The organism is Streptomyces sp. Act143, from assembly GCF_003143935.1.
In the GTDB taxonomy this organism is placed as follows: domain Bacteria; phylum Actinomycetota; class Actinomycetes; order Streptomycetales; family Streptomycetaceae; genus Streptomyces.
This window is the reverse complement of sequence record NZ_QFRX01000001.1, coordinates 162210-175396: the sequence shown is the minus strand read 5'-3', so window position 1 is coordinate 175396 and position 13187 is coordinate 162210. Positions and strand designations below refer to the sequence as shown.

General features: G+C 67.6%; 12 protein-coding genes. 6 read left to right on the top strand and 6 right to left on the bottom strand.

Features of this window, described 5'->3' with window-relative positions; translation table 11 throughout:
- Positions 1-55: 55 nt before the first annotated feature.
- A complete protein-coding gene (locus tag DI272_RS00800) occupies positions 56-2038 on the top strand; it encodes an alpha-L-fucosidase (protein ID WP_109493210.1) in 1983 nt (660 codons plus the stop codon).
- Positions 2039-2109: 71 nt separating this feature from the next.
- Positions 2110-3429 (top strand): ricin-type beta-trefoil lectin domain protein, encoded by a 1320-nt coding sequence (locus DI272_RS00795; RefSeq protein WP_109500604.1) that lies wholly within the window; start codon positions 2110-2112, stop codon positions 3427-3429.
- Between the two features lie 454 nt (positions 3430-3883).
- Here DI272_RS00795 and DI272_RS00790 read toward each other — a convergent pair whose 3' ends face one another.
- A complete protein-coding gene (locus DI272_RS00790; protein WP_109493209.1) occupies positions 3884-4438 on the bottom strand; it encodes a dihydrofolate reductase family protein in 555 nt (184 codons plus the stop codon).
- 50 nt (positions 4439-4488) lie between these two features.
- The gene (locus tag DI272_RS00785) at positions 4489-5229 is read right to left on the bottom strand and encodes a helix-turn-helix domain-containing protein (RefSeq protein ID WP_258314405.1); all 741 of its coding nucleotides are present in this window, start codon (positions 5227-5229) and stop codon (positions 4489-4491) included.
- A 487-nt stretch (positions 5230-5716) separates the two neighbouring features.
- On the opposite strand from DI272_RS00785, the gene DI272_RS00780 reads away from it, so the two are divergent.
- From DI272_RS00780 to DI272_RS00765, 4 genes are all read left to right on the top strand, one after another.
- Positions 5717-6721 (top strand): helix-turn-helix domain-containing protein, encoded by a 1005-nt coding sequence (locus DI272_RS00780; protein WP_109493208.1) that lies wholly within the window; start codon positions 5717-5719, stop codon positions 6719-6721.
- A gap of 517 nt (positions 6722-7238) precedes the next feature.
- A complete protein-coding gene (locus DI272_RS00775; RefSeq protein WP_109493207.1) occupies positions 7239-7700 on the top strand; it encodes a DUF2871 domain-containing protein in 462 nt (153 codons plus the stop codon).
- A gap of 6 nt (positions 7701-7706) precedes the next feature.
- Positions 7707-8075 carry a DUF4267 domain-containing protein gene (locus DI272_RS00770; RefSeq protein ID WP_109493206.1) on the top strand — a complete coding sequence of 123 codons (369 nt, stop codon included), beginning with the start codon at positions 7707-7709 and terminating at the stop codon, positions 8073-8075.
- The gene (locus DI272_RS00765; RefSeq protein WP_109500602.1) at positions 8072-8227 is read left to right on the top strand and encodes an RICIN domain-containing protein; all 156 of its coding nucleotides are present in this window, start codon (positions 8072-8074) and stop codon (positions 8225-8227) included. Before DI272_RS00770 ends, DI272_RS00765 begins: the two co-directional genes overlap by 4 nt.
- 186 nt (positions 8228-8413) lie before the next feature.
- Here DI272_RS00765 and DI272_RS00760 read toward each other — a convergent pair whose 3' ends face one another.
- The 4 genes from DI272_RS00760 to DI272_RS00745 form a co-directional block, all read right to left on the bottom strand.
- The gene (locus tag DI272_RS00760) at positions 8414-9376 is read right to left on the bottom strand and encodes an expansin EXLX1 family cellulose-binding protein (protein WP_109493205.1); all 963 of its coding nucleotides are present in this window, start codon (positions 9374-9376) and stop codon (positions 8414-8416) included.
- Positions 9377-9556: 180 nt separating this feature from the next.
- Positions 9557-10579, bottom strand: coding sequence for a LacI family DNA-binding transcriptional regulator (locus tag DI272_RS00755; RefSeq protein WP_109493204.1), 1023 nt, complete (start codon positions 10577-10579; stop codon positions 9557-9559).
- A 230-nt stretch (positions 10580-10809) separates the two neighbouring features.
- Positions 10810-11946 (bottom strand): cellulose binding domain-containing protein, encoded by a 1137-nt coding sequence (locus DI272_RS00750; RefSeq protein ID WP_109493203.1) that lies wholly within the window; start codon positions 11944-11946, stop codon positions 10810-10812.
- Positions 11947-12229: 283 nt separating this feature from the next.
- On the bottom strand, positions 12230-13187 hold a 958-nt coding region (locus tag DI272_RS00745), incomplete at its 5' end, for a glycoside hydrolase family 48 protein (RefSeq protein ID WP_309221646.1).

The following is a 13187-nucleotide window of genomic DNA, read 5'->3' as shown; positions in this document are numbered from 1 at the left end:
CCGTGACCGGTGGGCGGACTTCCTGAGCCTCCCCGATCCCTCTGAAAGGCACCACATGACCTCCTCCTCCCTGCCGCTCAGCCGGCGCCGACTGCTGGCGGCGGTCGGCGCTTCGGCAGCCGTCGGCCTGCTGCGGTTCGCCCCCGAGGCCGCCGCGACCGACGGCCCCGGCAGCTACACCGCGAGCTGGGCCTCCGTGGACCAGCACCCCCCGGCCCCGGCCTGGTTCCAGGACGCCAAGTTCGGCATCTACTACCACTGGGGCGCCTTCAGCGTCCCCGCCTTCGGCAACGAGTGGTATCCGCGCAACATGTACGTCGGCGGCTCGGCCGAGAACAACCACCACAAAGCCACCTACGGCGACCCCTCGGTATGGCCGTACCACAACTTCATCGACGGCGCCCGCGACAAGGCGGGCAACTTCGTCCAGTTCGCCCCCAAACCGGTCTCCCAGGGGGGCAAGTGGGACCCGGACGCCTGGGCCCGGCTGTTCAAGGCCGCGGGCGCCCGGTTCGCCGGCCCGGTCGCCGAGCATCACGACGGCTTCTCCATGTGGAACAGCCGCTCCAACCCGTGGAACTCGGTCCAGCACGGCCCCAAGCTCGACCTGGTGGGACTGCACGCGCAGGCCATCCGCGGGCAGGGGCTGAAGTTCATGGCCTCGCTGCACCACGCCTACCACTTCAACGGCTTCTACGACCACGTGCCGAACCAGTCGGACCCGACGCTGCGCATCCTCTACGGCCAGCAGGGCTCGGCCGCGGAGAACAAACTCTGGTACGACAAGCTGGTCGAGGTCATCGACGGCTACCAACCGGATCTGGTCTGGCAGGACTTCGACCTCCACCTGGTGCAGGAGTCCTACCGGCTCCAGTTCCTCGCGCACTACTACAACCAGGCCGTCGCGTGGAACAAGGACGTGGTCGCCACCTACAAGGACGGCCTCAACAACAAGGGCGAGGTCTTCGACTTCGAGCGCGGCGGCCCGGCGGATCTGCTCACCCCCTACTGGCTCACCGACGACAGCATCTCCTCCTCCAGCTGGTGCTACACGGTGGGCATCGGCTACTACTCGACCCAGGCCATGCTCCACTCGCTGATCGACCGGGTCAGCAAGGGCGGCAACATGCTGCTCAACATCGCCCCGATGGCCGACGGCACCATCCCCTCAGCACAGCAGTCCATCCTGCTCGCCATGGGCGACTGGCTGGGCCGCTTCGGAGAGGCCGTCTACGCCACCCGCTCCTGGACCAGTTACGGCGAGGGCCCCACCAAGATGGGCGGAGGCTCCTTCAGCGGACCGGTGGCCGGCAAACCGCAGGACGTCCGTTTCACCCGCAGCCGGGACAACAAGGTGCTCTACGCCACGGCCCTGGGCTGGCAGGGCGGCACCATGACCGTCACGACGCTGAACTCGAACCGGATCAACCTCAGCAGCCTGACCGGGGCCCAACTGCTCGGCAACACCGCGGGCACCTACATCGACCTGCCCGCACCGATCCAGGACGCGGGCGGGCTGCACCTGACGATGCCCTCCTCCAACGCGCCCTTCAGCGCGCTGGCGTACACGGTCAAGCTCACCTTCTCCGGTGAGATCCCCGTCCTGGGCGCGCCGGGCGGCTCCACGACCTGGGTCAGGATCGCCAACGTGACCAGCGGACTGGTGCTCGACAGCGGGGGCAACGTGGCCGCCGGCTCCAACCTCAAGCAGTGGAACTACGACGGCAGCACCAACCTGCAGTGGCAGCTGATCGACCTCGGCAACGGCTACTACCGGATCATGAACCGAACCAACGGCATGGCCGCCGACAGCTGGGGCAACGCCGCCAACGGCGCTCCCGCCCGCCAGGAAGCCTGGAACGGCGGCAACAACCAGCAGTGGTCACTCAACAGCCTCGGTGACAACCGCTTCCAGATCGTCAACCGGGGCACCGGCACCGCCCTCGACGGCAGCGGCAGCACCACGGCGGGCTCCACCACGGTGCTGTGGACGCCGAACTCCAGCACCAACAACGCGTGGACCATCACCGCCGTGTGAACGGGCGCTCCCCGTAGGACAGAAGAACTCGACGACGGAAGAAGGCGAGCATGGGACGCAAACCGCTCTTGATGTCCATCGTGGCCGCACTGCTTCTCATCCTGACCACCGCGGGCACCTCGTTCAGCAGCGCCCTCGGCGCACCCGCGCCGGCCACGAGGTCCGCCGCCGCGGCGAGCGCCGGCTGCGGCAAGGCCCCGACGCTCACCAGCGGCAACCACACGATTCAGAGCGGCGGTCAGAACCGCACTTACATCCTGCGGGTCCCGGCCGGCTACGACAGCAACCACCCCTACCGGCTCGTCTTCGGCTTCCACTGGCGGGGCGGCACGGCGAACGACGTCGACTCGGGCGGCACGGACGGATACAACTGGTCCTACTACGGCCTGCGGCGCCTGGCGGACAACGCCAACAACAGCACGATCTTCGTCGCCCCCCAGGGCAACGGCAACGGCTGGGCCAACCCCGGCGGCCAGGACGTGGCCTTCGTGGACGCCATGGTCAACCAGATCGAATCAGGCCTGTGCGTGGACACCACCCAGTTGTTCGCTGCCGGCTTCAGCTACGGGGGCGCGATGTCGTACGCCCTCGCCTGCTCCCGGGCGACGGTCTTCCGTGCGGTCGCGGTCTACTCCGGCGCGAACCTCAGCGGCTGCAACGGCGGCACTCAGCCCATCGCCTACATGGGTCTGCACGGCATCAGGGACAACGTGCTGCCCATCTCATCGGGACGGGAACTGCGCGACACCTTCGTCCGCAACAACGGCTGCACCCGCCAGAACCCGCCCGAGCCGGCTTACGGAAGCCTGACGCACATCATCACCGCCTACTCCGGATGCAGGTCCGGATACCCCGTCGTCTGGGCCGCGTTCGACGGAGCGGGCCACGACCCCGGTCCCATCGACGGTTCCACCGGTGACGGCTGGCGCACCTGGACGTCGGCGGCCGTGTGGCAGTTCTTCACCCAGTTCGACTCGAGCACACCGCCGACACCGCAGCCCACCGTCAACCAGGAGATCGTCGGCCAGCAGTCGGGACGCTGCCTCGACATCAACAACTCGACCACGGCCAACGGCACGCAGGCACAGCTGTGGGACTGCAACGGCGGCTCCAACCAGCGGTGGACCCACACCACCGGAAAGCAACTGGTCGTCTACGGCAACAAGTGCCTGGGCGTGGGCCAGGGCGCGGGCAACGGCACCCCGGCGGCGATCTGGGACTGCACCGGACAGCCGGACCAGCAATGGAACATCAACGCCGACGGCACCATCACAGCAGCGCAGTCGGGGCTCTGCCTGGACGCCAACGGCCAGGGGACCGCGAACGGGACAAAAATCCAGCTGTGGACTTGCTCGGGCGGCGCCAACCAGCATTGGCGCCTGCAGAACTGACGGATCGTGGCCAGGTCCGACATGGTACGGGCCTGGCACCCACGACCCGGCATCCAGACAGGTCAAGCGCGGAGGTTCCTGACGCCCTTCATGCCGCAACGGCCTTATCGAGGCACTGAGTTCAGCGATCACGACGGGCGACAGCCCGGTGATCCGGTACTCCGCCACGATCAACTGAAGCGGGCGATGCCCAGCATGGTGCACAGCCGCTTCATCGGCTGAGAAGGTGCCCTCGCCCCCCCTCACGCGCTCCCGCCCGGCCCGCTGCAGTGGTACCGAGGCCGGCGTCTTCGTCATGACCGCCGACTCCTGGAAGGTCCTGCCACCTCGCAAGGGCAGACCCGCGCGACAGATGTGCGCCGAAGAGTACGGGCAGCTCGCCCACTCGTCCTATCGTCCTGCGACGCCGCCCGTGGACGTAGCAGCCTGTCTGCCTGCCGCGGCGGACCAGCGCTCAGCGCAGCGGGCGGTAGGTCGCGATGATCACGCCGCTGCTGGTGGGCTCGGCGCTCACCAGCTCCAGCTTCTTCAGAGCGGTGTCGTCGACGAACAGCTTCTTTCGGCCCTCTCCGGCCACCACCGGGTGGATCAGCAGCACCAGTTCGTCCAGCAGATCCAGTTCCAGCAGCGAACGCACCAGCGTCGGGCTGCCCGCGACGGTGATGTCCTTGCCCTTGCCCGCCTTGAGCTTCTCGATCGCGGCCGTCAGATCGCCGTCGATGAGGGTGCTGTTGGCCCAGTCCTCGACGCTGTCCAGCGTGGAGGAGACGACGTACTTGGGTGAATCGTTGATCCACTGGGCGAACCCGGCGTCCTCGCCGCTGGTCACCGTCGGCCAGTACCCGGCCCACTCGGTGAAGGTGACCCGGCCCATCAGGATCGTGTCCGCCGTCTCCAGCGCCTTCCCCAGCGCCGCGCCCATTTCCTCGTCGAAGGCGAACTGCCACTCGTTCGGCGACTGGACGACACCGTCGAGCGAGATGAACGGGCTCGAAACGACCTTGCGCATGATTCCTCCGTGATGAGTTCCGGGCCGGCTGCCCGGTTACGTCAGGAAACCTATGCGGGCATCGAGGTCGAGGGCTTGTACAGAAGCGACAGAGGCTCGGTCCCGTCCGGACGGCTCAGGCCAGTGGCGGTCCGGCCGATGTACCGGGTCAAGGACCGCGCCAGATGCGGCTGGTCGAAGTAGCCCAGCCGGTGCACGACGTCCTGAGCCGACGTACCCTCCTGGATCAGTACCGCCGCCTCCCGGGCGCGTTGTATCTGCCGGATGGCACCCCGGGTGAGGCCCGTCGCCGCGACAAAGCGGCGCTGGAGGGTGCGCTCGGAGACTTCGGGAGTAGCACCGTCGAGGACGGCGGGCACGATCGGGTCGCAGTCCACGATGCCCTCACGCACCATCCGCCGTACGAACGCCTCCGCGTTGTCGTAATCGGGCGGGTGCCAGGCAGAGCCCTTCAGCCAGACGGAGCGCCGCGTCACATCGGGTATCTCCGCGCTCCCGCCCACGAGTCGGCTGATCGGCATGTGCGGCATCGAGGTACCCAGCGCAAAGCTGATACCGAAGAACGTGGCGTCCTTGGGGACCGGGGCCGGACATGCCGTGGGTTCCGGGCCCATGACGGCCGCCTGGGTCTGACCGTCGTGCTCCCAGAAGACGAGCTCCCAGTGCGATGCCGCGATCGACGTCATCCGGCCCACTTCGTCGCTGCGGCTGCGCCAGACCCGCTCGATGTACGGCAGCTCCGACGGTCTGCTCTCGATCTCCAGACCCAACCGGATCCCCCCCCCGTTCACCGCTCCCTGAGCCGCCAGTGTGCCACGCCGCCTGGCGGCCAGGCCGCGTGCGAGATGCACGGGGAGAACCGGCGCGGATCGGTCGGACGGGGTGTTTTGCCCTGTCTGGCGCCCTGAGCCGACTGGGAGACGAGTCGGCGGGACTGTTTAGCGGCGTTTCCCGCTGGTGTTCCAGTGCGCCGACGGACAGTGCCGATGCGCCAGCAGACCTCGCCACACCTACGGCAACGCGCACCGGCCTGGTGTGGCCGACCGCATCCCCGGGAAGCCGGTGACCCGCCGGCCAGGGCGGGCTGCAAGAAACGTGACCTGATCGGCGACGTCAGAGCGTCGGCCAAGCATGCGGCTACGGACCAGCCCGTACAGGTGAGGCGCGCTACTTCTCCGGCCGGGTCGAGCCGCTCGGCATATTGCGCCGCGAGTGATCGTTGCGTTGGTCGAGCGAGAAGGCCGAGCCGGGTGGAAGAAGCAAGCTGGAGGCTTGACGATGTGGCATGGGGCGGATTCGGCACACGTGCCGGTGACGGACCGGTTCGACTGGTTTGCGCAGACGGTGTCCAGCGCGTTGATGCCGTCGGCGTTCACACCGCAGGACGCTGCCGGATTCCAAGCGGAGGGCGCCTTCCTGGACCTCGGTGCGGCCCAGATGTCGAGGTTCTCGTTCTCACCGCTGCGTTCATGGCGCACGCCGGCGCTGATCCGCCGTGGGGATCCGGAGCAGTACCAGCTGGGGCTGGTGACCGCGGGAACCGCCTGGTACACGCAGGGCGAGGGTGAGGCGCAGCTGCACGCCGGGGACATGGTGCTGTGGGACACCTCCCGCCCGTACAAGTCCGGTTCGGGCCTCGACGGCAGCACAGTGAACGCCCTCGTCCTGCAGATACCCAAAGCGCGGATGCCGCTCCCGTCGCAGCAGATCGACCGGCTGCTCGCCCGACGCATGACCAGTGGCACGGGCATGGGGGCGATCCTGGCCCAGTTCCTGGTCTCCCTGGCCGAAAACGGCCCGGACTGCAGACCCCTGGATCTGGGTGTGCTCGCCAACATGGCAGTGGAGCTGGCCGTTTCGTGCCTGGGCCAGCACCTGGGCGCGGAAGTGCACGCGCCGGCCGACGCCCGGGCGCAGGCCATGTGGCGCCGGATCGACACCTTCATCGAGCAGAGGCTGGGCGACCCGGGCCTGTCGCCCCGTGCGATCGCCGACCACCACCACATCTCGCTGCGCACCCTGTACACGCTGTTCCAGCGCCACGACGCCCTTCATGGGGAGGGCGGGGGCGAGGGCGTGGCGGCGGCGATCCGCAGACGTCGGCTGGAGCGCTGCCGGGCCGACCTGGCCCGCCCGCAGCTGCGCCATCTTGCCGTTCACGTCATCGCCGCTCGGTGGGGTTTCACCAGTGCGGCGACGTTCAATCGGACATTCCGTGCCAGCTACGGGACCACTCCGCATGCCTACCGCACCGAGGCAATGGAGTCTGGTCGAAGGGAATGACCTGCTGGACAAGCCGCACATCTCCCCGGGGCGCGTGAGCCGGACGGCACTCGACGGGGCCCAGGTCAGGCGGGACCCGTACAGCACCTCCCAGGACGCAACTTCGAACAGTCCTTGCACGCGTTGCCAGTGAGGTTTGCACGCGATGCATATCGCCACACGCGGTGCCGACCTAGCATCTGAACGGCAAGATCGACAGAGGCAGCCCGCAGTTCCCGTCACATCAACAGAGTCACCTGAGAGCAAGCCCCTTGGCCCTTAGGCGGGGAGGCATATGTATGTCTCCTGTATGTCTTCGCTGCTGTGATCATGGACACCCACGACACCCGTGCTCCCCATCTCGATGGTGTCGTGATCGCCTCGGACGCCTCTATTTGCCGTAGCAGAGCAGAGCAGAGCGGAGCCGGGCCGATCGTTCGTGCGCAGCAGGGTCGTTGGCCCCTGGGCTGTCGGCGCTCTCGCCCTCGGCTCCGCTCCGTCAGCCGTGGAACACAGAATCCGAAGAGAGCAACCGCGCATGAAGAAACTACTCAACGCCGCCCATCTCTACATGATCCTCGGTGTGGTCAGCGGCCTGTACTACCGGGAACTCACCAAGGCCGAGCATTTCACCGGGCAGACCCAGCTGGGTGTCGTGCACACCCATGTCCTCGCCCTGGGCATGCTGTTCTTCCTGGTCGTGCTTGCCCTGGAGAAGCTGTTCTCCCTGACCTCCAATGCGCTGTTCGGCTGGTTCTTCTGGATCTACAACGCAGGCCTGGTCATCACCGTCGGCATGATGACACTGCACGGCACCCTGACCGTCCTCGGGCACGACAGCGGCGCCGCCATCTCAGGCATCGCCGGCCTCGGCCACATCCTGCTGACCGCGGGTCTGGTCCTGCTGTTCATCACGATCGGCAAGCGCCTGCCGGCCCAGCTGCAGACACCCGCTGCGGGCGCGACCCCCGTGCCCCACGGATCGCTCCAGGACCGGTGACACCCCATGACGATCACCCCATACACCCTCGCGGTCCTTCTCGATCTGCTCGTCCTGTTTGTCGGTGCACGGTTCCTCTACTCCCCACATGCCGCAGCGAGCGGATACGGAGTCGTGTCCGCACCAGGCACCCCAACCGCCTACCTGCGGATCAAGGGCCTGCGTGATGGCAGTTACGGCCTGCTCGGCCTCGCCCTGCTCGCGTTCGTCGGACCCCGCGCCGAAGCCTGGTACATGCTCGTCGTCGCGCTGCTGCCTCTGGGCGACACCTTGATCGTGCTGCGCAACGGCGGCTCCCGGGCGACCGCCTTCGGCATCCACCTTGCCACCGCTGTTCTGGTGCTGGTGGCGGCCGCCCTGCTGTTCGCCCTCTGACCCGGCATGCGGTCGGCGGCTACGTCACCATTTCCAACGTCAACAGTGGCCAGTGCCTTGAGGTCGCCGGAGCGTCGACCACCAACGGCGCTGCCCTGGACCAGTCGACCTGCGTCGCCAGTGACACCAACCAGCAGTGGATGGTCGTCTGAGATCTCGGCGAGCTGAGGTCTCCACATCAGGGGCAGAACAAGGCGACGTACACGCCGCCTGCAGAGTCCACCCGTTCGTTGGGGCGATACCGGCAAGTGCCGCTACCGCCCCAACGACTGCGTCTGGCCGAACTCCGCGACGAATGGCAGGTCTTCGACCGCCGCTGCGGCTCCGAACTGCTCAGGTCAGTGCCGGGAGAACTGGACGCGCGTCGGCTGTACGACGTTCGGCAGCACCGCGAGTCCGCTGACGGTCAGCTGTTCCCCGTAGATGTCGGTGACTCTGATCGCCTTGCCGCAGCCGGTGCCGTCGGCGGAGATGAAGTAGTTGAAGCTGGTGCGGGGCAGCTGTCGCCAGCCGCCCCCGGTGCTGACCTCCAACCGCGCGACCGGGTTGCGGTGACCGATGACCTGGATGCCGCACCAGTAGGCGCTGGACCCGGTCTTGTATCTGATGGACATCGTGCCGACCGATCCGGGGCTCACCAGGCTCCAGGTGATGGGAAGCCGGCCGACCTTGAGGTCGGCGAGCTTGGCGAAGGCCTGTTCGCTGAGGTCGATCTGCCCGGGTGCGCAGGGCAGAGGGCATTCGTTGGTGATCCGCACCGTGATCGACTTGCCGTTGGCCGCGCGGACGAGCACGTACGCGCCGCAGGCCCTGGAGGTTTCGTAGTCGGCGGTGTTCATCGCCGCGATCATGAGGTCCGGGCTGGGACCGAGCAGACAGGCGCCGTCACCGACACCGGCCTTGTAGGCGGTGGCGACGCCCTGATAGGAGGTGTCGGGCCGGATCCGTCCTGCCGACGGCGGCGTGGTGGACCCGCGGGTGGACTGCTGGGTGCTTTTGGGCGATGGCTTCGCCGCCTTGGGGTGCGCCGTGGTCTTCGGTGTGGCGGAGCTGCTCGCACTCGGGCTCGCCGACGGGCTGGGCGTCGCGATCGGTGACGCTGTCCCGGCAGTGCCGTCGGCTTCTGGCTGGTTGGTGACGAGGGTTTTTGCCGAGGCGGGCCCTGCGTCGTCCTGGTGGCGGGGGAGCAACGCCATGATCACGTAGGCGAGAACGCCTGTGGCGGCCAGCGCCACCGTGGCGCCCAGCATGAGTCTGCGTCTGCGCCTGCGTTGCCGCGCGACCTGCCTCGTTGTCGTCATTACCTGTCCGTTCAGGGGTGAGCCGATGGTGCACTGGTCAGTGCCCGCCCACGGCGAAAAGGTTGCCGACGACTTTCCGTAGCCTGTGTGAGCACCCGTCAGGCGTACGGGCAGAGTTGAAGGCCGGGAGCTCTGTCGCAACCCGCACGGTCAAGTCCGGTGCTGAGCAGCGAGTGCTCCTCAGGCCGACTCGCGGACGACCAGGGCCGTACGGAGAATGACATGGCGGTAGGCCACGGACGGCTCCTCCATGTCCTCCAGGAGCAGTCGGATCATGGCCCGGCCCATCTCCTCCAGCGGTTGACGCACTGTCGTGAGCCGTGGCCTCGTGCGCTGAGCCAGCGGGAAGTCGTCGAAGCCGATCACGGCGACGTCCTGCGGCACGCGTCGTCCTGCCGCGCGCAACGCCTGTAGAGCCCCCGCGGCCGTGGTGTCCGACGCGGCGAGGACGCCGTCGATCTCCGGGTGCCGTTCGAGTAGTTCGGTCATGGCGCGGCGCCCGCTGTCCTGCGTGAAATCGCCCTCGGCGACGAGGGACTTCTCGTTGTCCAGGCCGGCCAGTGCCAGGGCGTCCTGATAGCCGCGCAGTCGGCCCTGGGCGGCGTCCATGTCCAGTGGCCCGGTGATGGTGGCGATCACCCTGCAGCCTCGTGACACGAGGTGGGAGACGGCACTGCGAGCGCCCCCCACGTTGTCCGCGTCCACATAACTGACGTACTCGTCACTTGAGCGGCGCCCCAGCATCACGGTCGGCAACCGCGCCTCGGCGAGCATGTCCGGCAGCCGGTCTCCGGCATGCACGGACAGCAGCAGGACTCCGTCGACCCGGCTGCCGCGTGCGTACTCGAGGAAGCGCTTCCGGTCGGCATCCGAGCGGACCAGAGTCAGCATCAACTGCATCCCGATGTCCGCGAGCGCGTCTCCGAGGGAGCGGACGATCTCGGAGAAGAAGGGTTCCGAGAACACCCTCCAGTCTGGCTCGGTCAACACGAGGGCGACGGCGTTGCTTCGCTGGCCGGCCAGGGATCGGGCCGCGAGATTGGGGACGTACCCCAGTTCCTCGATGGCCCGCTGCACGGCTTGGCGCGTCGAGTCCTTCACGCCCGCCGCGTTGTTGATGACGCGGGAGACCGTGCCCCGCCCCACCCCGGCGTGCGCGGCCACCTCTTCCAGCGTCGGCGTGCCGGGGCGTCGCGTGCCCATGACCACCTCCAACAAGAGATAGCCGATCTTACGGGCCGAAGGAACCGGGCACACGCCATCTGCGTGCAACTCGCGCCGTGGTCAGAGGGTTTGGGGGCTGGTCGTTGCGGAGGGTCTGCTCTGCGTTCTGCGCCGGATTCGGCGCGGAGATCTGGGAGGGGCGGAAAGGGGCCCGCCGGATCGGCATGTGCCGGTCGGGCGGGCCCCGGGCGGAAGAAGCCTTCCGCGGCTTACGCGGTGGTGCAGGACGTTCCGTTGAGGCTAAAGGTGGCCGGCTTGGCGAAGTTGCCGCTGTAGGTGCCCTGGAACCCGAAGGAGACCTGTCCGCCCGGTGCGATGGATGCGTTGTGTGCGACGTTGGTGGCCGTCACGGACCCTGTCGACGGGGAGACGGTGGCATTCCAGGCGTTGGTGATCCGCTGTCCGGAGGGCAGCGTGAAGGCGACCTTCCAGCCATCGACCGGGGAGGAACCCGTGTTGGTCACGGCGACGTCGGCTGTGAAGCCGTCCTGCCAGACACTCGTGCCATAGGTCACCTTGCACGCGGCGGGACCGCTGGGGGTGCCGGGGTCGCCAGGGGTGCTGCCACCGAGGTTCACCGTGGAGGAGAACGAGTTCACGGCCAGGCCCGCGCCGTGCTGCCACGGTTCGAAGCCTGCCTGAATGCTCGTCAGGTACCAGCTGTCCTGCGCGAGTCCGCGCGAGACGGCCTGCCGGACGAAGTCCATCACGTCGAAGTTCCAGCTGTCGATCGCCGACGGCGCGACGAAGGAGAGCACGTCGTTGGAGCCGTTGTTACCGGACCACACCTGCCACTGACGTCCTGCCACTGTGGCGGAACCAACGGCCGAGCCCACCGGCTGCACGGACCCCACACGGTTGAACCAGATCATGATCTCGGTGCGGTTTACGCCGTCGGTGCGCGGCGTCGGGTCCAGCCAGATGTCGTAGGCGGCATCGTAGGCCGCACCGGTCACGTAGCTGTAGGAGATTCCCGTGGGCGCGCTCGAGATGGAGCTGACCCGTGCCGGAAGGTTGGTGCCGGGCGAGCAGTTGGTGTAGTGGCAACCGTTGTAGATGGACGGGTACGACTTCGGAGCGCCGTTCGTCGGCACCGAGCCGTCGGCCTGGGTGACCCTGAAGCCCGAGTCTGTGACGGAGATGCACTGGGTGGCGCTGGTGCCCCAGCGGTTGTTCTGCACGACGTAGCGGCCCTGGATCGTGGTGGTGCCGAACGCCTCACAGATCGTGGTGTCGGCCTGGGAAGCCGAAGCGCCGGTGAGCAGCGCGGTCAGGGCGGCGAGCGTGGTCAGCAGCGCACCGCAGACGGCGCGCGTCCTGCGGACTTGGTGACGTGAGGGTTGCATGCGGCTCCTCCGCGAGGGATGTGGGGGGCGAGGGCTTCTGCAAGGGATTGGGAGCGCTCCCAAAAAGCGATCTCGCTGGGACTGTAGAAGAGGATCATGTTCCTGACAAGAAGGGCGGTCAGGGAGTCTTGGGGTGAATCCCGAAGCGGCTGGTGATGAGGGTGGAACGGGTCTTGACAGCTTGTGAATCCTGGTACCGGGCGGCCCCCAAGGGGGCGGGGGCCGCCCGGCTGGTGACCCCGTCGCCGGGTGACGGGGTCGCGCACGCGGTCTCAGCGGGGGGCTACTCGAGGAGTTCCGCGTACGAGCCCATGGCCAGGGCGATGTCCGCCTGGGCCCAGAACCGGTGGTATGTGAATGACGGCACCGCGCCGCCCTTCAGATAGGCCTCGATCTTCGACCAGGCCGGGTCGTTCTTGTAGAAGGACCTGATGGACTCGAAGGTGGACGAGGAGTTGATGGCATCACCGTTGGGCATGGTCCCGGTCCAGCCGCTGGGGATGTACACCGTGTCATCGAAGCGGTTGTAGTCCGCCCGGTTCTCCGGCGCCGCGATGCCCAGGCTGTCCTGGTAGTTGGTCCACATGCCGTCCAGAAGCGCCTTGGCTGTCGTCTTCGCCGCGGTGTCGCCAGACTTGGCGGCGTAGTAGCTCAGGGTCTTGGCGTACGCGGCGGCCACCCCGACGTCGTTGGTGTAATCGGCGACGGTGACGTGCAGCCCGCTGTTGGAGCCGGGGCTGGAGGCGTTCCAGGTGTCGGGCTGGCCCGACCACTGCAGGGTGGAGGGGATCTGGTAGGTGCCGTCCGGGTTGATCGTGGTCTTGGACAGCGCCCACTTGACCCATTTGTCGAGGACCGCCTTGGCCTGCGCGTTCCCCGTCTGCTGGTAGTACTCCGCCACTCGCTCCATCGACCACGCCTGGAAGCCGAACCACTGGTTGGACGGCGGGTCGTGGTAGACGGGCTGCTCGTCGTAGTACATGCCGTAGAAGGTCGACTTGCCGGCCGGCGGGGTCGCGTAACGGCCCGCCCAGCTGTTGGTCGCACCACCCGCGATGGCACCCTCGTCGGACTGCAGCCAGCGGTAGAACTCCAGCTGTCGGTCGAGGGACTTGGCCCAATCCGCCTGTCCTGTCGCCGATTTCGGCTTCAGGTCGGCATACGAGCTCAGTGCATAGGCCGCCAGGGGGTTCTGGTAGCCGCCGTGCGCGTGGCTGGAGCCGATGCGCCAGGCCCAGCCC

Coding starts and splice junctions, on each gene's coding strand:
- DI272_RS00800 (WP_109493210.1), top strand. CDS start 56: ATGACCTCCTCCTCCCTGCCGCTCAGCCGGCGCCGACTGCTGGCGGCG.
- DI272_RS00755 (WP_109493204.1), bottom strand. CDS start 10,579: ATGGGCACGCGACGCCCCGGCACGCCGACGCTGGAAGAGGTGGCCGCG.
- DI272_RS00795 (WP_109500604.1), top strand. CDS start 2,110: ATGTCCATCGTGGCCGCACTGCTTCTCATCCTGACCACCGCGGGCACC.
- DI272_RS00770 (WP_109493206.1), top strand. CDS start 7,707: ATGACGATCACCCCATACACCCTCGCGGTCCTTCTCGATCTGCTCGTC.
- DI272_RS00760 (WP_109493205.1), bottom strand. CDS start 9,376: ATGACGACAACGAGGCAGGTCGCGCGGCAACGCAGGCGCAGACGCAGA.
- DI272_RS00750 (WP_109493203.1), bottom strand. CDS start 11,946: ATGCAACCCTCACGTCACCAAGTCCGCAGGACGCGCGCCGTCTGCGGT.
- DI272_RS00775 (WP_109493207.1), top strand. CDS start 7,239: ATGAAGAAACTACTCAACGCCGCCCATCTCTACATGATCCTCGGTGTG.
- DI272_RS00790 (WP_109493209.1), bottom strand. CDS start 4,438: ATGCGCAAGGTCGTTTCGAGCCCGTTCATCTCGCTCGACGGTGTCGTC.
- DI272_RS00780 (WP_109493208.1), top strand. CDS start 5,717: ATGTGGCATGGGGCGGATTCGGCACACGTGCCGGTGACGGACCGGTTC.